Below are 20654 nucleotides of genomic sequence, written 5' to 3'. Positions count from 1 at the left end.
GCCCCCTTCGAAACAAACATGAACGCTCCCGCCGAATTCGCCCGCGCCGTCTGCCCGCACGATTGCCCTGACACCTGCGCGATGCGCGTGACGGTCGAGGACGGCCGCGCGATCAAGGTCGTCGGCGATCCGGACCATCCGCCGACGCAAGGCGTGCTCTGCACAAAGGTCAGCCGTTACGCGGACCGCGTTCATCATCCGCGCCGTCTGACCACACCAATGCGGCGCATCGGACGCAAAGGAGAGGGGCGTTTCGAGCCGATCAGCTGGGATGAGGCGCTGCGCCTCGCGGGCGAGCGTCTCTCGGAAATCGCCGCTCGCGCGCCGGAAGCAATCCTGCCGTACAGCTACGCCGGCACGATGGGTTTCGTGCAAGGCGACAGCATCGCGCAACGCTTCTTCCACAAGCTCGGCGCTTCGCAGCTCGATCGGACGATCTGCGCGGCGGCTGGCGCGGCGGGTCTCAAATACACGTACGGTGCGAGCCTCGGCATGCACACGGAGTTTTTCTCCGAAAGCGAAGTGATCCTGATCTGGGGCGCGAACCCGATCGCCTCGAACCTGCACTTCTGGACACGCGCGCAGGAAGCCAAGCGTAACGGCGCGCGCCTGATCGCGATCGATCCGTATCGCTCGTTGACGGCCGAAAAGTGCCATCAGCACATTGCGCTGAAGCCCGGTACCGACGGCGCGCTCGCGCTCGGCATGATGCACGTCCTGATCGCTGAAAATTTGCTCGACCGCGCTTACATCGCCGATCACACGCTCGGTTTCGAACAACTCGAGGCGCGCGTACTCGACTATCCGCCATCGCGTGTCGCCGAGATTTGCGGGATCGAAGAACAGGTGATCGTCGATCTCGCGCGTCTCTATGGCAGCACGAAAAAGGCGGCGATCCGGTTGAACTACGGCATGCAACGGGTGCGCGGCGGCGGCAACGCGGTGCGCGCGATCGCCTGTCTACCGTCGCTGACGGGCGCTTGGCGCGAGCGCGCGGGCGGTATGCTGCTGTCGTCATCCGGTTGGGCGCCCGTCGATTCGCACGCACTGTCGCGTCCCGATCTGATGCCCGGCTGGCCGTCGAAGCAGGCGCGCGTCATCAACATGAACGCAATCGGCGATGCGCTGTGTCATCCGGGCGATGACGCATTTGGCCCGAAGGTCGAGGCGATCGTTGTGTACAACTCGAATCCCGTGGCCGTGGCGCCCGACTCGGCGCGCGTCGCGGCGGGCTTCGCGCGCGAAGATCTGTTCACGATCGTTCTCGAACACTTCCAGACGGACACGGCGGACTACGCCGACCTGCTGCTGCCGGCGACGACGCAACTCGAGCATCTCGACGTACACAAGTCGTACGGGCACACGCATGTGATGGTGAATCTGCCCGCGATCGCGCCCGTCGGCGAAGCGCGTCCGAATACCGAAATCTTCCGTGGAATCGCGCGGTCGATGGATCTCGACGAACCGGCGCTCTACGAGAGCGACGAGGTGGTCGCTTCGTCGGCGTTCCGTTGGGACGATGCATCGCTGAAAGGCGTGACGTGGGACACGCTCAAGCGTGACGGCTGGGCGAAGCTGAAGGTGTCGGATACGCCGTTCGCGAACGGCGGTTATCGCACGCCATCGGGTAAATGCGAGTTCTTTAGCAAACGTCTCGCGCAAGCAGGCCTTGAACCCGTGCCGGACTATCTGCCGCCGCACGAATCGGCGGATGGCGCGCCGGAACTCGCCGCGCGGTATCCGCTGGCCATGATCTCGCCGCCCGCGCGCAATTTTCTAAACAGCACGTTCGTCAACGTCGAAAGCCTGCGCGCCACGGAAGGCGAGCCGCATCTCGACATGCATCCCGCCGACGCCCGCGAACGTGGCATCAACGACGGCGATCATGTCCGCATCTTCAACGATCGTGGCTCGATGAGCGCGCGCGTGCGTGTCACCGACAAGTCGCGCGAAGGCCTCGTGGTCGGCCTGTCGATCTGGTGGAAAAAGCTCGCACCGGACGGCCGCAATGCCAACGAGGTGACGAGCCAGGCGCTGACCGATCTCGGCGGATCGGCCACTTTCTACGACTGCCTCGTCGAAGTCGAGCCCGCCTGAGACTTTCACAAGCGCGGCGTACGCTGCGCCCTCGCGCCCCCGGTTTTGCGCTTTCGAGTGCATCGTCTAACTGGGGGCTTATCCCGAATATAGGTGCATTGGCGCATGCTACGATGCGGCTTTTAGCACGACCATTCGAAAATCACGCAGGAGACGCCGTATGGAAAAAGTCTGGCTGGAGTCGTATCCGCCCGGCGTGCCGAAAGAGATCGACCCGACGCAATACGAGTCGGTCACCGCGATGCTCGAAGAGAGCTTCCGCGAGAACCGCGCGAAGCCTGCGTTTGCCTGCATGGGCAAGCAGATCAGCTACGGCGAACTCGACAGCCTGTCGACGCGGCTGGCCGCCTGGTTCCAGTCGAAGGGCATAGCGCGCGGCGCGCGCATCGCGATCATGATGCCCAATGTGCTGCAGTATCCCGTCGCGCTCGCAGCGGTCTTGCGCGCGGGCTATGTCGTCGTGAACGTGAATCCGCTCTACACGCCGCGCGAACTCGAACACCAGCTGAAAGACAGCGGCGCCGAGGCGATCATTCTGCTCGAGAACTTCGCGGTGACTTTGCAGGCGATCGTCCGGAATACGGCGATCAAGCATGTCGTCGTGGCATCGATGGGCGACCTGATGGGCGCGAAGGGTTTGCTCGTCAATTTCGTCGTGCGTCGAGTGAAGAAGATGGTGCCCGCCTGGAATCTGCCGGGGCACGTCGCTTTCAACGACGCGATTGCTGAAGGCGCGCGCAGTCAATTCAAGCCGGTGAAGCAGACTCCCGACGACGTCGCGTTCCTCCAATACACGGGCGGCACGACGGGCGTCGCGAAGGGCGCGACGCTGACGCATCGCAATCTCGTCGCGAACGTGCTGCAGTCGCACGCGTGGGTCGAGCCGGCGCGTAGCAAACGCAGCGACATCGACCAGTTCGTGACCGTTGTCGCTTTGCCGCTGTATCACGTGTTTGCGCTGACCGTGTGCGGGCTGCTGACGATCCGCACGGGCGGCCTCGGCGTGCTGATTCCGAATCCGCGCGATATCGCGGGCATGATCAGGTCGCTCGAGGGCTACAAGATCACGACGTTCCCGGCCGTGAACACACTGTATAACGCGATGCTCAATCATCCCGATTTCGCGAAGCTCGATTTCTCGAACCTGCTGGTCGCGAATGCTGGCGGGATGGCTGTTCAGGAGGCCGTCGCGAATCGCTGGTACGAGCGCACGCATGCGCCGATCGTCGAAGGCTACGGTCTATCGGAAACGTCGCCGTGCGTGACCTGCAATCCGACGACGGTCACCGAATACAGCGGAACGATCGGGCTGCCGTTGCCTTCCACGGAAGTCTCGATCCGCGACGACGATGGCAACGAACTGCCGCCGGGTCAGGCCGGCGAGCTGTGCATTCGCGGTCCGCAGGTGATGGCGGGTTACTGGAACCGGCCGGACGAAACGGCCAAGGTCATGACGGCCGATGGCTTCTTCCGTTCAGGCGATATCGCGACCATCAATGCTGACGGCTTCGTGAAAATCGTCGACCGCAAGAAGGACATGATTCTGGTGTCGGGCTTCAACGTCTATCCGAACGAAATCGAGGATGTCGTCGCGAAGCACCCCGGCGTGTTCGAAGTCGCGGCCGTCGGCGTGCCGGACGAGCATTCGGGCGAGGCGGTGAAGCTCTACATCGTCAAGAAGGACGATGCGATCACCGACGCCGACATCTTCGCGTACTGCAAGACGCAGCTGACGGGCTACAAGCGTCCGCGCACGGTCGAATTCCGCAAGGAGCTGCCGAAGAGCAATGTCGGCAAGATCCTTCGTCGCGAATTGCGCGACGGCCGCGTGTGACAGTGCTGTTCGGCTAAGGCAAATCGATAGGCGAGAGAGACCAGCCGCGAACAGACCGGCACGACAGCCGGCATAAAAACGACGGCCCGACGGTTCAAACCCGTTGGGCCGTTTTTCTTTGCGAACTTGAACGGATGACGCCGGCAGCACCAATAAAAAAGGGCGTCCGAAGACGCCCTCGAGGGTACTACGCATTCACGACTTATTAGAACTTGTGACGGATACCGACGCGAGCCGTGAACTGGTTGCTGTTCGACGAAGGCGTCAGGTTGTTGATCGCGGCGACAGCTGCCTTGCCCAACGAGTCCGTACCCGAAGCGTGCTGGTACACGCCGATCAGGTAGACGTCCGTGCGCTTCGACAGGAAGTAGTCGACGCCAGCCGAACCTTGATGGTACTTGGCCGAATCGTTGCCGTTCAGGCTGCTGCCGTGCGTGTAGTCGTACGCAGCGCCAACCAGCAGGGCGGGGGTCAACTGATACTTGAAGTTGATTTCGCCGTTGTTGAACGTTGCGTTCTGACCTTGGAACGATGCCGACGCGAAGCCGTTGCCGATGCCGTAGAACTTCGTGTTCGAGTACGTTGCACCGATCGTTGCTGCGCCGAACGTGTACGCGCCGCCCGCACCGATGACCTGGTACGTATGAGCCGAAGCGTAGCCGCTGTACACCGGCGACGCAACGTTCGACTGGGTCGTCGCAACCGTGCCCGACGTGCTGTTGCCGAAGAACGAAACGTTCGGGTTACGAACGTTCAAATAACCGACGCCCAAGACCAGCGGACCGTTGTTGTAGCCAGCGCCCAGCGACCAGACCTGGTTACGCGTGGTGTCGCCAGCAACGCCGCCCAGGCTGTACATGCCGCCGAAGGTCAGGCCAGCGTAGTTCGCGCTCGTGTACTTGATCGCGTTGTTCGTGCGGTACGCGTTGTTGAAGTTGTCCAGGTCGCCCGGGTGAGCAGCGATGTAGCCGCCCCACTGGTCGCCTGCTTCGAGCGGACCGACGTAGTCGACGACGGAGTCGTACTGACGACCCAGCGTGACCGTACCGAACTGGCTACCCAGACCGACGTACGCTTGACGGCCGAACAGCAGGCCGCCTTGACCGGCCTTGCCATTGTTCACGTCGAAGCCGCTTTCCAGCACGAAGATTGCCTTCAGACCGCCGCCGAGGTCTTCCGTACCGCGCATGCCCCAACGGCTGCCTTGCAGCACGCCGCTCGACAGGTTGTACAGGTGATGGCCGCCCGAGTTGGTATTGATGTTAAAACCTTCGTCGATAATGCCGTACAACGTCACGCTGCTCTGAGCATGAGCGACGCCAGCAAATGCGCCCAGTGCTGCAAGAGCGAGAAGCGACTTTTTCATCGAAAGATCTCCAAGGATTTGCAAATTATTTTCAAGCAAGGCAAGTAGTTATCTGTGTTGCGACCTTGCGTAACTTCGTCAGGAAGTTGCACCGTAATGTAACAAAGACACCTAAGCGCACAAAGAAAAAGCAGGGCGCGGATCGGACCGCTGTTTCGTTTACGCAACATGGTCTAAAATCCAAAATCGGCTGTCGGAAACGCTTCGGAATTCCTTCTGCTACCGCGCAAAAATCCTTGCAGGACAAGGGTTTGCGAGAAGCGGTCCGCGCGCCGGGTTGTGGAGGCCAGAATGCTGCTTGATGAATTGATAACCGAGTTCGATCGGGGTTTACGCTCAATGACCGGGGTGTCGCGCATGTCGCGACCGCTACCCGTTCCACCGGCATCGACGGAGCATGTCGAACTGAGCGACGAAGAGCGCGCGCATGCGGCGGGATTGATGCGCGTTAATCATGTAGGCGAGGTCTGCGCGCAGGCGCTCTACCAGGCCCAAAAGCTGGCGACGCGTTCGCCCACGCTCAAGCAGGCCTTCGAGCACGCCGCGCGCGAAGAGGAAGATCACCTCGCGTGGACGTACAAGCGCCTCGAAGCGCTCGAGTCGCGTCCGAGTCTGCTCAATCCGCTCTGGTATGCTGGCGCCCTCGCGATCGGCTTCGCGGCCGGTCGTCTCGGTGACCGTGTGAGCCTCGGCTTCATGGCGGAAACGGAGCGGCAGGTGGAGCTTCACCTCGACGGCCATCTGACGACGCTGCCGGAAGGCGATCACGAGTCGCGTGCGATCGTCGAGCAGATGCGTGTCGACGAAGCTGCGCATGGCAAGGCGGCGACGGATGCAGGCGGTATCGAGCTGCCGTTTCCGGCGCGCGCGTTGATGCGTGCGGCGTCGAAAATCATGACGCGCACCGCGTATCACGTTTAACGCTAATTAAGACAGTCTGTTCGAAGTGGGACGGCGTTCTGCGCGCCGTCCTGAAAATCGCTCCAAATCCACAGTTACTCCGCGCTTTTCACCCTCCCGGAACGCTTTTATTCCACGCTCTTCCCCCGCACTTTTCACGTATCACCTTCACAACATTCACTAGCTCATTCATTTATAACGATTTTCCGTTTTAGACGCGGCGTGAGCAAGCAGCGCTAAGTCCTTGTTCTAGCAAACAAAATCCGCGAAAAATCCGCGCCGCTCCCTTGACCGGTGTATGGGGTTACTCTAAAGTGGGAGACAGTGTGAGAAAGTGTATTTTTGTGTGATCCAACGCGCTTTCTCCAGTAAATTTCCAGAATCGGGCGACATCTTTCAGCGCCCTGACAAAAGGGGAGTGAAGTGTTCCAAGGGGCGTCAGCGCTGACACTCGATGCGAAGGGGCGGATGTCCGTCCCGTCTCGCTATCGTGACGCGCTGCAAGGACAGGCAGAAGGCCGAATGACGATTACGCGTCATCCGGACGGCTGCCTGTTGCTATTTCCGCGCCCCGAGTGGGAAGTCTTTCGCGCCAAGATCGTCAACCTGCCGATGGATGCCAAGTGGTTCCAGCGCATCTTTCTCGGCAGCGCAGCGGACGTCGAACTGGATACAGCCGGTCGCGTGCTGATCGCGCCGGAATTGCGCCAGGCGGCGAAGCTGGAAAAGGAAGTGATGTTGCTGGGAATGGGTAGCCGGTTCGAGATCTGGGACAAGGAAACCTACGACGCGCAGGAGCAGGAAGCGATGTCGCAAGGCATGCCCGAGTCTTTGAAGAACTTCACATTCTGATCGCAGGTAATAGATATGGCGCCTGCGATGGGTAACGAATTGCAGCATCGCACGGTGCTGCTCGAAGAAGCGGTGAATGCGCTCGTCACGCGCGCGGACGGTCTCTATATAGATGGCACGTTCGGGCGCGGCGGACATAGCCGCGCGGTACTGGCAAAGCTGGGTGAAGCGGGTCGTCTGATCGCATTCGACAAAGACCCGCTCGCTATTGCTACCGCGCAGCAGGTCGGCGATCCGCGCTTCGAGATCGTGCATGAAAGTTTCGCATCACTGCGCGACGCGATGAGCGAGCGCGGGGTAGGGCGTGTGTCGGGAGTGCTGCTGGATCTGGGCGTGTCGTCGCCGCAGTTCGACGACCCGGAGCGGGGTTTCAGTTTCCGCGCCGACGGCCCGCTCGACATGCGGATGGACCCGACGCGCGGCGAATCCGCAGCGGACTGGCTGGCGCGGGCGACGGTGCAGGAAATGACGGAGGTGATACGGGATTATGGGGAAGAACGGTTTGCTTTTCAGATTGCAAAGGCGCTTGTTGCTCGCCGGGCAGAGTCCGACCGTCTTGGGCCTCTCGTCAGCACGGGCGAGCTTGCCCAAATCGTGGCTAACGTCGTCAAAACCCGTGAGAAGGGTAAGGATCCGGCAACCCGCACCTTTCAGGCTATACGGATTCACATCAATCAAGAGCTTGCGGAGCTGCAAGTCGTACTAGAAGCAGCATTGTCGTTGCTGGAGCAAGGGGGGCGGCTGGTCGTGATCAGCTTTCATTCGCTCGAAGACCGGATCGTCAAACGGTTCTTGCAGACGCACTCGAGTGCGCCTGCGGTGGATCGCCGTCTGCCGATCCGCGCCGTCGACCTGCCGAGCCCGCCTCTTAAACTGCTTGGCCGCGTATTCGCGAGCGACGCCGAAGTCGCCGCGAACCCGCGCGCCCGTTCCGCCGTGATGCGCGTTGCGGAGCGGATCGCGCCATGAACCGCCTCAATATCTTCCTGCTGATCGTCGTCATGGGTTGTGCGCTTTCCGTCGTCAACGCGACCAATCAGCAGCGCCAGTTCTTCATCCAGTTGCAGCGCGCCCAATCGCAGGAGCGCCAGCTGCAGCAGGACTATTCGCAGCTTCAATATCAGCAGAGCGCGCTGTCGAAGACTTCCCGCATCGAGCAACTCGCTACTGACTCGCTGAAGATGCAGGGCGCCACGACGGGCCGCACGCAATATCTGACGCTCGACGCCGGCTCCGCGAAGGCTGAAGACGCGCCCATTCCGGTTTCCGCGCCGAACCCGGCGTCTGCCACGAAAGCGCGTGGAGGCACGCGATGAAGAAATCGTCGAACAAGAACAAGAGCGTCGCGTTCTCGGCGAATCCGATTCTGTCGGTGCGTCTGCCGATGTGGCGCTCGAAGCTCGTCGTGTTTCTGCTCTTCATGGCGTTCGTCGCGCTGACGGCGCGCGCGTTCTGGATTCAGGGTCCGGGCAACGCGTTCTATCAGAAGCAGGGCGAAAGCCGCTATCAGCGCCGCCTCGAACTGCCCGCCACGCGCGGCAAGATTCTCGACCGTAACGGCCTCGTGCTCGCGACGAGCCTGCCCGTGCGCGCCATCTGGGCGATTCCCGAATCGGTGCCGGACGATCTCGGCGCGGACAAGCTCGCCGATCTGGCCAAGCTGCTCGACATGACGCAGCCGGAGCTGCGCAAGAAGCTGTCGGAAGACAAGACGTTCGTCTACGTGAAGCGCCAGGTGCCCGTCGATGTCGCCGCGAAAGTGGAAGCGCTGGGCATTCCCGGTATCTATCAGCGTAACGAGTACAAGCGCTTTTATCCGGAAGGCGAGATCACGGCTCACCTGATCGGCTTTACCAACGTCGAGGACGAAGGTCAGGAAGGCGTCGAGCTCGGCGACCAGAAGCTGCTGGCCGGCATGGCAGGGAGCCGGCGCGTGATCAAGGACCGTCTCGGGCACATCGTCGAAGACGTGGACGAGCAGGTCGTGCCGCACAACGGTCAGGACGTCGATCTGTCGATCGACAGCAAGATCCAGTACATCGCCTACACGAACCTGAAAGCGGCCGTGCAGAAGTTCAAGGCCAAAGCGGGCGCGGCGATGGTGATCGACGTGCGCACGGGCGAAGTGCTCGCGCTCGTCAATTACCCGACGTACAACCCGAACGACCGCACGCACCTGACGGGCGAGCAGCTGCGCAACCGCATTCTCACGGATACCTTCGAGCCCGGCTCGATCATGAAGCCGTTCACGGTGTCGCTCGCGCTCGACCTGCACCGCGTCACGCCGACTACACTGGTGGATACGGGTGGCGGCCGTTTCGTGCTGGACGGCGCGCCCATCACCGACGACGCTGGTTTCGGCGTGCTGACGGTCGGTGGCGTGATCCAGAAGTCGAGCAACATCGGCGCGACCAAGATCGCGATGCAGTTGCGGCCGGAAGAGATGTGGAACATGTACACCAGCATCGGTCTCGGCCAGGCGCCGAAGGTCGGTTTCCCGGGTGCGGCGGCGGGTCGTCTGCGTCCGTGGAAGAGCTGGCGCCGCATCGAGCAGGCGACAATGTCGTACGGCTACGGTTTGTCTGTGTCGCTGTTCCAGCTGGGCCGCGCCTATACGGCGATCGCGCACGACGGCCAGGTCATGCCCGTGTCGATTTTCCGCACGCAAAAAGATCAGCCCGTGACGGGCCCGCAGGTCTTCTCGCCGACCACCGCACGTGAAGTTCGCGCGATGCTCGAGTCCGTCGTGTCGAAGGACGGCACGTCGCCGGATGCAGCGGTGCCGGGCTATCGCGTCGGCGGCAAGTCGGGTACGGCGTACAAGCACGTGGGTCGCGGTTACGACCACAGCAAGTACCGCGCGTCGTTCGTCGGCATGGCGCCGATGCCGAATCCGCGCATCGTGGTGGCCGTGTCCGTCGACGAACCGACGGCGGGCAGCCACTTCGGCGGTCAGGTGTCGGGCCCCGTGTTCTCGTCGATCGTCGGCGATACGCTGCGCTCGCTGAACGTGCCGCCCGATCAGCCCGTCAAGCAGATGGTCGTATCGGACGAAGTGAATCCCGCGACGCCCGCCGCCGCGTCGCAACCGGCCGCGAACGGTGCGAAGAAACTCTCGACGCACGCCGCGCCGAAAAAGCTGCAGATTTCAGACAACACGAAGAACCGCCCCGGAGTAGTTAGATGAGTGCGCTGCGTTCTTCTCATCCGGCGCAACAGCAGATTGCTGACGCGCTAGCCTGGCTGCGCGCACATGCGCAGCCAGGTGCACATTTGCACGCCGATACCCGCAAGATCGCGGCGGGCGACGCATTTCTCGCGTACGCCGTCGACGGCGCGGATAACCGTCCGTTCATCGCCAATGCGATCGAGCGAGGTGCGACGGCTGTGCTGGTGCAATCGGATGGTTTTTCAGGCGATCTCGATCCCGCCACGATGTTCGCCGTGCCGCACCTGAACGAACTGGCGGGCACGATCGCGAGCGCGTGGTACGGCGATCCGAGCGACGCGATGCGCGTGATCGGCGTGACGGGCACGAACGGCAAGACGTCCTGCACAAACTGGATTTCGGCCGCGTTGACGGCGCTTGGTCAACCGTGCGCGATCATCGGCACGCTCGGCAGCGGCATGCCGGGCCAGTTGGTGCACACCGGCTTCACGACGCCCGATGCGCCGCAACTGCAACGCAGCCTCGAGCAACTGCGCGCCGCGGGCGCGAAGGCCGTCGCGATGGAAGTGTCGTCGCACGCGCTGCATCAGGGGCGCGTGAACGGCACGGCGTTTAGCGTCGGCGTGTTCACGAATCTCACGCAGGATCACCTCGACTATCACGGCACGTTCGCTGCGTACGAAGCAGCGAAGGCGCGTCTGTTCGCGTGGCCGGAACTCAAGGCCGCCGTCATCAATGCCGACGACGCAGCCGGCCGCCGCCTGATCGCGAGCACGAGCGGTCACGCGAAGACGATCGCGTACTCGCTGCAGCCGCACGCCGACGTGAAGGCCGATGCATCGATCGTCGCGTCGAACGTGCGCGCGACGCCGACGGGCACCGCATTTCACATCGCCTCGGACTGGGGCAACACGGACATCGAAGTCAACACGCTCGGCGCGTTCAACGTGAGCAATCTGCTCGGCGTGCTCGGCGCGCTGCTCGCATCCGACGTGCCGTTCGACGCCGCAATCGCGCAGATCGCAAAGCTCGAATCGGTGAATGGCCGGATGGAGCGCCTCGGCGGCCGTCTGCAGAACGACGAGCCGCTCGTCGTGATCGACTATGCGCATACGCCGGATGCGCTCGAACAGACGCTGACGGCATTGCGCCCGATCGCCGACGCGCGCGGCGGCAAGCTGGTCTGCATGTTCGGTTGCGGCGGCGATCGCGATGCGACCAAGCGTCCGCTGATGGGTGAAATCGCCGAGCGTTGCGCCGACGGCGTCGTCGTGACGAGCGACAACCCGCGCAGCGAGGATCCGCAAAAGATCATCGAGCAGATTGCAGCGGGTATGAAAGACGCGTCGAAGGCGCGCCGCATCGAGGACCGCGCGAGCGCGATTCTTCAGGCGGTGCGCTGCGCGGCGCGCGAAGACGTCGTCGTGCTGGCAGGCAAAGGTCACGAATCGACGCAGGAAATCATGGGCAAGAAGCGCGCGTTCTCGGATCAGGATCATGCACGGCTCGCACTCGCGGCCCGCGCGACGCACGCACGCGGAGGTGGCGAATGAGCATGTTCACGCTGCGTGAAGCCGCCGCGGTGATTCCGGGCGCAACGGTCGCCGGCAACGATTCGATCGCGTTTGATCGCGTGTCGACGGACAGCCGCACGTGCGGCCCCGGCGATCTGTTCGTCGCGCTGAAGGGCGACCGTTTCGACGCGCACGACTTTCTCGCCGACGTTGCCGCGCGCAACGTGAGCGCGGTGCTCGCCGCACGTCTGCCGGAAAACTTCGGCACGCCCGCACTGCGAGTGACGGGCGATACGCGCGTCGCGCTCGGCGCACTGGCCAACGGCTGGCGCAAGCGCTTTTCGATGCCTGTCGTGGCTGTGACGGGCAGCAACGGCAAGACGACGGTCAAGGAAATGATCTCGTCGATTTTCGCGGCGGCTGTCGGCGAATCGGCGCGGCTTGCGACGGCGGGCAACTTCAACAACGACGTCGGCTTGCCGCTGACGCTGTTCCGCCTGAACGATACGCACAAGCTGGCCGTCGTCGAACTCGGCATGAATCATCCGGGCGAAACGTCGCTGCTCGGCAAGATCAGCGAGCCGAGCGTTGCTGTCGTGAACAACGCGCAGCGCGAGCATCAGGAATTCATGGCGACGGTCGAAGCCGTCGCGCTCGAACATGCGAGCGTGATTCACGTACTGAAGCCGGAAGGCGTCGCCGTGTTTCCGGCGAACGACGCTTACGCGAGCATCTGGCGCGTCGCAGCGACGGGCAATCGCATTCTCGATTTCGCACTCAATACGGCTGAACGCACGACGGAAGCTGCGGTCCAAGGCTCGCTCGACGGTAACCAGTTGAGCATCGACACGCCCGAAGGCCACGTCGACGTCACGCTGCAAGTGCTCGGCGCGCACAACGCGCACAACGCGCTCGCAGCGACGGCGGCGGCGCTTGCAGCAGGCGTGTCGCTCGATGCGATCAAGCGCGGTCTCGAAGCATTCGGCGCAGTCAAAGGCCGCTTGCAGGTGAAGCGCGCGGTGCTCGGCGCGATGGCGGGCGCGACCGTGATCGACGACACGTACAACGCGAATCCCGATTCGATGATCGCCGCGATCGACGTGCTCGCTGCAAGTCCGTCGCCGCGCGTTCTGGTGATGGGCGACATGGGCGAAGTCGGCGACAACGGTCCCGAGTTTCATCGCGAAGTCGGTGCGTATGCGAAGGCGCAGGGCATCGATGCGTTGTACGCACTCGGCGACGCGTCGCGCGATGCGTGCGCGGCCTACGGCAGCGAAGCACACCACTGCGACGACGTGACTGCACTCGTCGCGCAATTGCAGCAGGCCGGTTACGGCGCGGCTGCGACGTATCTCGTGAAAGGCTCGCGCTTCATGAAAATGGAGCGCGTGGTGGACGCCGTTACGAGTCCACAACCCGCTGCACCGGGCACGGCGCCCGGCGCACACTGAAAGAGAAGGACAGAAGTATGCTACTGGCGCTGGCGCAATGGCTGCAGAACGACGTCGGCTTTTTGCGCGTGTTCAGTTATCTGACGTTTCGTGCTGTCGCGGCGACGATTACCGCGCTGCTGATCGGTCTCGTCTGCGGCCCGTGGGTGATCCGCAAGCTGACGCAGATGAAGGTCGGCCAGGCTGTGCGCAAGGACGGCCCGCAAACGCACCTCGTGAAATCGGGTACGCCGACGATGGGCGGCGTGCTGATTCTGATCGGCATCGCCGTGTCCACGCTGCTGTGGGCCGATTTGACCAACCGCTTCATCTGGATCGTGATGCTCGTCACGTTCGGCTTCGGCGTGATCGGCTGGGTCGACGACTACCGTAAGGTCGTCTACAAGGATCCGCGCGGCATGTCGTCGCGCGAAAAGTATTTCTGGCAATCGGTGATCGGTCTGTTCGCGGCCGTGTATCTCGCGTTCAGCGTGTCTGAAGCGAGCAACGTGCGCGTGTTCGACCTGTTCATGGCGTGGGTGCGCAGCGGTCTGTCGATGGGCCTGCCTGCGCGCGCCGACCTGCTGCTGCCGTTCCTCAAGTCGATGACCTATCCGCTCGGCGTGTGGGGCTTCATCGCGCTGACGTATCTGGTGATCGTCGGTTCGAGCAACGCGGTGAATCTCACCGACGGTCTCGACGGACTCGTGATCATGCCCGTCGTGCTGGTCGGTTCGTCGCTCGGCGTGTTCGCTTACGTGATGGGCAGCGCCGTCTATTCGAAATACCTGCTGTTTCCGCACATCGCGGGCGCAGGCGAAATGTTGATCTTCTGTTCGGCGATGGGCGGAGCGGGGCTCGCGTTCCTCTGGTTCAACACGCACCCGGCGCAAGTGTTCATGGGCGACGTCGGTGCGCTGGCGCTCGGCGGCGCGCTCGGCACGATTGCCGTGATCGTGCGTCAGGAAATCGTGCTGTTCATCATGGGCGGGATTTTCGTCGCCGAGACGGTGTCGGTGATGTTGCAGGTCACGTGGTTCAAGTTCACGAAGGCACGTTTCGGTGAAGGCCGCCGCATCTTCAAGATGGCGCCGTTGCATCACCACTTCGAATTGTCGGGCTGGAAGGAAACGCAGGTGGTCGTGCGTTTCTGGATCATCACGTTGATGTTGTGCCTGTTCGGTTTGTCCACGCTCAAGTTGCGCTAATCCAGTTGCAATAAGCAGCGCTCAAAGCAAGCAAGGGGAAGCAGTCGATGTTTGGCGAGAAGTTTCGGGATCGGCAAAAGCCGATGGTGCTCGTGCTGGGGCTCGGTGAATCGGGCCTCGCGATGGCGCGCTGGTGCGCGCGGCATGGTTGCCGCCTGCGTATCGCCGACACGCGCGAAGTGCCGCCGAACCTGTCGGCGCTCGAAGCGCACGGTATCGAAGGCAATTTCGTCGGCGGGCCGTTTTCGGACGTGCTGCTGGAAGGCGTCGAACTGGTCGCGATCAGTCCGGGCCTGTCGCCGCTCGCCGCCGATCTCGTTCCGCTGATCGCCGCCGCGCGCGAGCGTGGCATTCCCGTGTGGGGCGAACTCGAATTTTTCGCGCAGGCGCTGAAGACGCTCGGCGAAAACGGCTACGCGCCGAAGGTGATCGCGATCACGGGCACGAACGGCAAGACGACGACGACGAGTCTGACCGGCTTGTTGTGCGAACGCGCGGGCAAGAAGGTCGCCGTCGCGGGCAACATCAGCCCGGCCGCGCTCGACAAGCTCACGGAAGCGATCGACAACACCGCGCTGCCCGACGTATGGGTGCTCGAACTGTCGAGCTTCCAGCTGGAAACGGCGCATACGTTCGAGCCGGACGCGGCCGTGATCCTGAACATCACGCAAGATCACCTGGACTGGCACGGCGGCCTCGATGCCTACGCAGCCGCGAAGGGCAAGATTTTCGGCAAGAACACGGTGCGCGTGCTCAATCGCGACGACAGTCGCGTGATGGCGCTCGCGCCTTCCGAGCAGAGCGGCGCTCAACTCGTGACGTTCGGCATCAACGAACCGCTGCGCGACGGCGACTACGGTCTGCTGCGCGACAACGGCATGATCTGGCTCGTCCAGGCGCAAGACCGCGACGCTACCGACGAGCCCGTGCCGACGCGCCGTCGCAAGAGCGAATCCGCGACGCCGCCGGACATCACCCTCAAGCGCCTGATGCCCGCCGACGCCCTGCGTATTCGCGGCCTGCACAACGCGACGAATTCGCTCGCTGCGTTCGCATTGGCGCGCGCGATCGGTTTGCCGGGCGCGCCGCTGCTGCACGGCTTGCGCGAGTATCGCGGCGAGCCGCATCGCGTGGAGCTGATCGCGTCGATCGAAGGCGTCGACTATGTCGACGACAGCAAGGGCACGAATGTTGGCGCGACGGTGGCGGCGCTCGACGGTCTCGCGCAACGCGTCGTGCTGATCGCGGGCGGTGACGGTAAGGGTCAAGAGTTCGATCCGCTCGCCGAGCCGGTGACGCGCTGGTGCCGCGCGGTGATGCTGATCGGCCGCGACGCGCCGCAGATTCGCGCCGCGCTCGAACACACGGGTATCGCCATGACCGAACACGCGACGCTCGAAGAAGCGACGCGCGCAGCGGGCGCTGTCGCGCAGCCGGGCGACGCCGTGCTGCTGTCGCCGGCGTGCGCGAGCTTCGACATGTTCAAGGGTTACGCACATCGCGCCGCGGTCTTCCGCAGCGCGGTCGAAGACATCGCTGCCGAACGGGGGACGATGATATGAGCTGGACGGAACGCTTCGGTTCGCAACTCGGCAAGCAACGCGGCTCAGCGGGTGGCGCGGCTGCGTCCGAGCGCACGTCGCGCACGGGCGGGCTGTCGAGCGCCGTCAGCGGCGTGCGTCCGCTGCGCTCGCGGATGCTCGACTACGATCATTCGCTGCTGTGGGTCGTCGTCGCGCTGCTGGGTCTCGGCATCGTGATGGTGTACTCGGCGTCGATCGCGATGCCGGACTCGCCGAAGTACGCGTCGTATCGCGACTACGCGTTCCTCGTGCGTCAGGTCATCTTCGTCGTGATGGGTTCGGTGGCGGGCGTGATCGCGTTCCGCGTGCCTATCTCCACGTGGGACAAGTACGCGCCGAAGCTCTTCCTGATCGCGCTCGCCGCGCTCGTCGTCGTGCTGATTCCGCACGTCGGCAAGGGCGTGAACGGTGCGCGCCGCTGGATTCCCCTCGGCATCACGAACATGCAGCCGTCGGAAATCATGAAGCTCGCCGTGACGATCTACGCGGCGAACTACACGGTGCGCAAGCAGGAGTACATGCACAGCTTCGCGAAGGGCTTTCTGCCGATGGGCTTCGCCGTCGGCGCGGTCGGCATGCTGCTGCTGCTCGAACCCGACATGGGCGCGTTCATGGTGGTCGCAGCGATCGCGATGGGCGTGCTGTTCCTCGGCGGCGTGAACGGGAAGATTTTCGGCGGACTGGTCGCGACGGCGGTCGGTACATTTACCCTGCTCGTGTGGGCGTCGCCGTGGCGTCGCGAGCGGATCTTCGCGTACCTCGATCCGTGGGACGACCGCTACGCGCAGGGCAAGGCTTATCAGCTGACGCACTCGCTGATCGCGTTCGGTCGGGGCGAATGGTTCGGCGTGGGTCTTGGCGGCAGTGTCGAGAAGCTCAACTATCTGCCCGAAGCGCACACCGACTTCATTCTCGCCGTGATCGGCGAGGAACTCGGTTTCGTCGGCGTGCTCGTCGTGATCCTGATGTTCTACTGGATCGTGCGTCGTTCGTTCGAAATCGGCCGTCAGGCGCTCGCGCTCGATCGCACGTTCGCAGGTCTCGTCGCGAAGGGTGTCGGCATCTGGTTCGGCGCGCAGACCTTTATCAACATGGGCGTGAACCTCGGCCTGCTGCCGACCAAAGGTCTCACGCTGCCGCTCGTCAGCTACGGCGGCTCGGGCATCTTGCTGAACTGCGTCGCCGTCGCCGTGCTGATGCGCGTCGACTATGAGAACCGTGTCCTCATGCGCGGGGGCAAGGTATGACGATGCAACAACGCACGCTGATGGTGATGGCGGGGGGCACCGGGGGACACGTGTTCCCGGGCCTCGCGGTCGCGCACCTGATGCAGGCGTGGGGCTGGCGCGTCGTGTGGCTCGGCAATCCCAACGGCATGGAAGCGACGCTCGTCCCGAAACACGGCATTCCGATGGAGTACGTGCAATTCGGCGGGCTGCGCGGCAAGGGCATGAAGACCAAGCTGATGCTGCCCGTGAATCTGCTGCGCGCGTGCATGCAGAGTCTGTCGGTGCTGCGTCGCGTGAAGCCCGATGTCGTGCTCGGCATGGGCGGCTACATCACGTTCCCCGCGGGCGTGATGACGGCATTGAGCGGCACACCGCTCGTGCTGCACGAACAGAATTCGATCGCGGGTCTCGCGAACAAGGTGCTCGCGAAGCTCGCGCGGCGCGTGCTGGTCGCGTTTCCGAACGCGCTGCCGAACGCCGAGTGGACGGGCAATCCGATTCGTGAGGAACTTGCGCGCACGCCGGCGCCCCAAGCACGCTACGCGGCGCGCAGCGGTCCGCTGAATGTGCTCGTCGTGGGCGGCAGTCTCGGCGCGTCGGCTTTGAACGAAGTCGTGCCGCGCGCGCTCGCGAAGCTCGCGCCGCAAGAGCGGCCGCGCATCGTGCATCAGGCGGGCGCGAAGCATATCGACGCATTGCGCGCGAACTACGAAGCCGCGGGCATTGTGGCAGGCGACGACGTGCAGCTCGTGCCGTTCATCGACGACATGACGAGCGCCTACGCGAACGCGGACCTCGTGGTTTGCCGTTCGGGCGCGATGACGGTCGCCGAGATCGCGGCGGTGGGCGTGGCGGCATTCTTCGTGCCGTTCCCGTACGCCGTCGACGATCACCAGACAACCAACGCAGCGTTTCTCGCCGACAACGGCGCGGCGCTGCTCGTACAACAGCGCGATCTGTCGGCGGATGCACTCGCCGACTGGTTGCGCAGCCAGACGCGGGCCTCGCTCGCGGCGATGGCGGAGCGTTCGCGCTCGCTCGCGAAACCCGACGCCACCGAACAGGTCGCACAGATCTGCGCAACGGTGGCGGGCGTGACCCCGAGCCTGAGCCCGGAAGGAAAGCAGCAATGAAACATATCGTCAAACACATTCACTTCGTCGGGATCGGCGGCGCGGGCATGAGCGGCATTGCCGAAGTGCTCGTCAATCTCGGCTATCAGGTGAGCGGTTCGGATCTGTCGCGCAACGCGGTGACGGAGCGCCTCGCCGCGCTCGGCGCGCGGATCGCGATCGGTCACGACGCAGAGAACATCGAAGGCGCGAATGCCGTCGTCGTATCGACGGCCGTGCGCAGCGACAACCCCGAAGTGCTGGCCGCGCGCCATCGCCGTATTCCCATCGTGCCGCGCGCCGTGATGCTCGCGGAACTGATGCGCCTGAAGCAGGGCATCGCGATCGCGGGCACGCACGGCAAGACCACGACCACGTCGCTGGTCGCGAGCGTGCTGGCGGCGGGCGGTCTCGATCCGACTTTCGTGATCGGCGGACGTCTGATCAGCGCGGGCGCGAATGCGCGTCTCGGCACGGGCGATTTCATCGTCGCCGAAGCGGACGAATCGGATGCGTCGTTCCTGAATCTGTTTCCGGTGATCGAAGTCATCACGAACATCGACGCCGATCACATGGACACCTACGGCCACGATTTCGCGCGGCTCAAGCAGGCGTTCATTGAATTTACGCACCGTCTGCCGTTTTACGGAATTGCAGTACTGTGCGTCGACGATCCGAATGTGAAGGAAATCCTGCCGTTCGTGTCGAAGCCGATCATCCGCTACGGCTTTGCGCCCGACGCGCAGGTGCGCGCGGTGAACGTCGAAGCGCGCGAAGGCAAGATGCATTTCACGGCAATGCGCGAAGACGCGCCCGCCATCGACATCGTTTTGAACCTGCCTGGCCTGCACAACGTGCAGAACGCGCTGGCCGCAATTGCAATTGCGACTGAACTTGAGGTGAAAGATGCCGATATCCAGCGAGCGCTCGCGGATTTCAACGGCGTCGGCCGGCGTTTCCAGCGTTACGGCGAAGTGAGCGTCGCGAGCGGCGGCGCGTACACGCTCGTCGACGACTACGGCCATCACCCCGTCGAAATGGCGGCGACCGTGGCGGCGGCGCGCGGCGCATTCCCGGACAAGCGTCTCGTGCTCGCGTTCCAGCCGCACCGCTTCACGCGTACGCGCGACTGCTTCGAAGATTTCGTGAAGGTGCTGTCGACGGTCGACGCGCTCGTGCTGACGGAAGTCTATTCGGCAGGCGAAGCGCCCATCGTCGCGGCGGACGGCCGTTCGCTCACGCGCGCGATCCGCGTCGCGGGCAAGGTCGAGCCGGTGTTCGTAGAAACAGTGGATGAAGTGCCGGACGCGCTCGCTGCAATCGTGCGCGACGGCGATGTGGTGATCACGATGGGCGCGGGTTCGATCGGCGGCGTGCCGGGTCGGCTCGCAGGAAACGAAGGTGTGAAATGAGCGGTATCGATCCTAAATCTTTCGGCAAGGTTGCCGTGCTGCTCGGCGGTGCGTCCGCCGAACGCGAAGTGTCGCTGAACTCCGGACGTCTCGTGCTGCAAGGCCTGCGCGATGCGGGCGTCGACGCGCATCCGTTCGATCCCGCCGAGCGTCCGCTCGCGGCGTTGAAGGACGAAGGCTTCGTGCGCGCATTCAACGCGCTGCACGGCGGCTACGGCGAGAACGGCCAGATTCAGGGCGCGCTCGACTTCTACGGCATCCGTTATACGGGCAGCGGCGTGCTCGGCTCGGCGCTCGGTCTCGACAAGTTCCGCACGAAGCTCGTGTGGCAGCAGCTCGGCGTTCCGACGCCGCCGTTCGAAGCCGTCCTGCGCGGCGACGACTACGCCACGCGCGCGAAAGACATCGTCGCGAAGCTCGGCTTGCCGCTCTTCGTGAAGCCGGCGAGCGAAGGTTCGAGCGTCGCCGTGATCAAGGTGAAGACGGCCGACGCGCTCGTGCCCGCGCTCGAAGAAGCAGTGAAGTTCGACAAGATCGTCGTGGTCGAGAAGAGCATCGAAGGCGGCGGCGAATACACGGCGTGCATCGCGGGCGATCTGGATCTGCCCATCATTCGCATCGTGCCCGCCGGCGAGTTCTACGACTATCACGCGAAGTACATCGCCAACGACACGCAGTACCTGATTCCGTGCGGTATCGCGGCTGAAGAAGAGACGCGTCTGAAGAAGCTCGCGCGCCAGGCGTTCGACGTGCTCGGCTGCACCGATTGGGGCCGTGCCGATTTCATGCTGGACGGCGAGGGCAACGCGTATTTCCTGGAAGTGAACACGGCGCCCGGCATGACGGATCACTCGCTGCCGCCGAAGGCTGCGCGTGCCGTCGGCATCAGCTACCAGGAACTGGTGGTGAAGGTGCTCGCGCTGACGCTGAAGGATTAAGGAACACGCC

16 protein-coding genes are annotated in these 20654 nt (G+C 63.5%); 15 read left to right on the top strand and 1 reads right to left on the bottom strand.

Annotated elements, in window-relative coordinates; translation table 11 throughout:
* Positions 1-18: 18 nt before the first annotated feature.
* Complete coding sequence (locus tag QEN71_RS27460; RefSeq protein ID WP_201656039.1) at positions 19-2097, top strand: molybdopterin-containing oxidoreductase family protein; 2079 nt, start codon at positions 19-21, stop codon at positions 2095-2097.
* Positions 2098-2257: 160 nt separating this feature from the next.
* Entirely contained in the window at positions 2258-3931 is a 1674-nt protein-coding gene (locus QEN71_RS27455; RefSeq protein WP_201656036.1) for a long-chain fatty acid--CoA ligase, read from the top strand.
* Between the two features lie 205 nt (positions 3932-4136).
* Here QEN71_RS27455 and QEN71_RS27450 read toward each other — a convergent pair whose 3' ends face one another.
* Positions 4137-5297: a porin gene (locus QEN71_RS27450; protein WP_201656033.1), complete on the bottom strand. Its 1161-nt coding sequence runs from the start codon at positions 5295-5297 to the stop codon at positions 4137-4139.
* A gap of 291 nt (positions 5298-5588) precedes the next feature.
* On the opposite strand from QEN71_RS27450, the gene coq7 reads away from it, so the two are divergent.
* The 13 genes from coq7 to QEN71_RS27385 all read left to right on the top strand — a co-directional run bounded on the left by coq7 (position 5589) and on the right by QEN71_RS27385 (position 20644).
* Positions 5589-6218, top strand: a complete 630-nt coding sequence (coq7, locus tag QEN71_RS27445) for a 2-polyprenyl-3-methyl-6-methoxy-1,4-benzoquinone monooxygenase (protein WP_201656031.1) — start codon at positions 5589-5591, stop codon at positions 6216-6218.
* Positions 6219-6620: 402 nt separating this feature from the next.
* Entirely contained in the window at positions 6621-7049 is a 429-nt protein-coding gene (gene mraZ, locus QEN71_RS27440; protein ID WP_041763615.1) for a division/cell wall cluster transcriptional repressor MraZ, read from the top strand.
* Positions 7050-7076: 27 nt separating this feature from the next.
* Positions 7077-8018 (top strand): 16S rRNA (cytosine(1402)-N(4))-methyltransferase RsmH, encoded by a 942-nt coding sequence (rsmH, locus tag QEN71_RS27435; RefSeq protein ID WP_201656028.1) that lies wholly within the window; start codon positions 7077-7079, stop codon positions 8016-8018.
* A complete protein-coding gene (ftsL, locus tag QEN71_RS27430) occupies positions 8015-8365 on the top strand; it encodes a cell division protein FtsL (protein WP_201656025.1) in 351 nt (116 codons plus the stop codon). The genes rsmH and ftsL overlap by 4 nt, the downstream gene beginning before the upstream one ends.
* Positions 8362-10236 (top strand): peptidoglycan D,D-transpeptidase FtsI family protein, encoded by a 1875-nt coding sequence (locus QEN71_RS27425; protein WP_201656022.1) that lies wholly within the window; start codon positions 8362-8364, stop codon positions 10234-10236. The genes ftsL and QEN71_RS27425 overlap by 4 nt, the downstream gene beginning before the upstream one ends.
* Positions 10233-11771 (top strand): UDP-N-acetylmuramoyl-L-alanyl-D-glutamate--2,6-diaminopimelate ligase, encoded by a 1539-nt coding sequence (locus QEN71_RS27420; RefSeq protein ID WP_201656019.1) that lies wholly within the window; start codon positions 10233-10235, stop codon positions 11769-11771. Before QEN71_RS27425 ends, QEN71_RS27420 begins: the two co-directional genes overlap by 4 nt.
* Positions 11768-13183: a UDP-N-acetylmuramoyl-tripeptide--D-alanyl-D-alanine ligase gene (locus tag QEN71_RS27415; RefSeq protein WP_201656016.1), complete on the top strand. Its 1416-nt coding sequence runs from the start codon at positions 11768-11770 to the stop codon at positions 13181-13183. Before QEN71_RS27420 ends, QEN71_RS27415 begins: the two co-directional genes overlap by 4 nt.
* Positions 13184-13200: 17 nt before the next feature.
* Positions 13201-14370 carry a phospho-N-acetylmuramoyl-pentapeptide-transferase gene (gene mraY, locus QEN71_RS27410; RefSeq protein WP_028371738.1) on the top strand — a complete coding sequence of 390 codons (1170 nt, stop codon included), beginning with the start codon at positions 13201-13203 and terminating at the stop codon, positions 14368-14370.
* Positions 14371-14417: 47 nt separating this feature from the next.
* The gene (murD, locus tag QEN71_RS27405; protein ID WP_201656013.1) at positions 14418-15932 is read left to right on the top strand and encodes a UDP-N-acetylmuramoyl-L-alanine--D-glutamate ligase; all 1515 of its coding nucleotides are present in this window, start codon (positions 14418-14420) and stop codon (positions 15930-15932) included.
* Positions 15929-17200, top strand: coding sequence for a putative lipid II flippase FtsW (ftsW, locus tag QEN71_RS27400; RefSeq protein ID WP_201656011.1), 1272 nt, complete (start codon positions 15929-15931; stop codon positions 17198-17200). Before murD ends, ftsW begins: the two co-directional genes overlap by 4 nt.
* Positions 17197-18315 carry an undecaprenyldiphospho-muramoylpentapeptide beta-N-acetylglucosaminyltransferase gene (murG, locus tag QEN71_RS27395; RefSeq protein ID WP_201656008.1) on the top strand — a complete coding sequence of 373 codons (1119 nt, stop codon included), beginning with the start codon at positions 17197-17199 and terminating at the stop codon, positions 18313-18315. Before ftsW ends, murG begins: the two co-directional genes overlap by 4 nt.
* A complete protein-coding gene (gene murC, locus QEN71_RS27390; protein ID WP_201656005.1) occupies positions 18312-19706 on the top strand; it encodes a UDP-N-acetylmuramate--L-alanine ligase in 1395 nt (464 codons plus the stop codon). The genes murG and murC overlap by 4 nt, the downstream gene beginning before the upstream one ends.
* Positions 19703-20644, top strand: a complete 942-nt coding sequence (locus tag QEN71_RS27385) for a D-alanine--D-alanine ligase (protein WP_201656002.1) — start codon at positions 19703-19705, stop codon at positions 20642-20644. The genes murC and QEN71_RS27385 overlap by 4 nt, the downstream gene beginning before the upstream one ends.
* The last annotated feature ends 10 nt before the right edge of the window (positions 20645-20654 follow it).

This window comes from Paraburkholderia sabiae, assembly GCF_030412785.1.
In the GTDB taxonomy this organism is placed as follows: Bacteria; Pseudomonadota; Gammaproteobacteria; order Burkholderiales; family Burkholderiaceae; genus Paraburkholderia; species Paraburkholderia sabiae.
The sequence above is the reverse complement of the archived record's forward strand: the minus strand, read 5'-3'. Positions and strand labels throughout refer to the sequence as shown.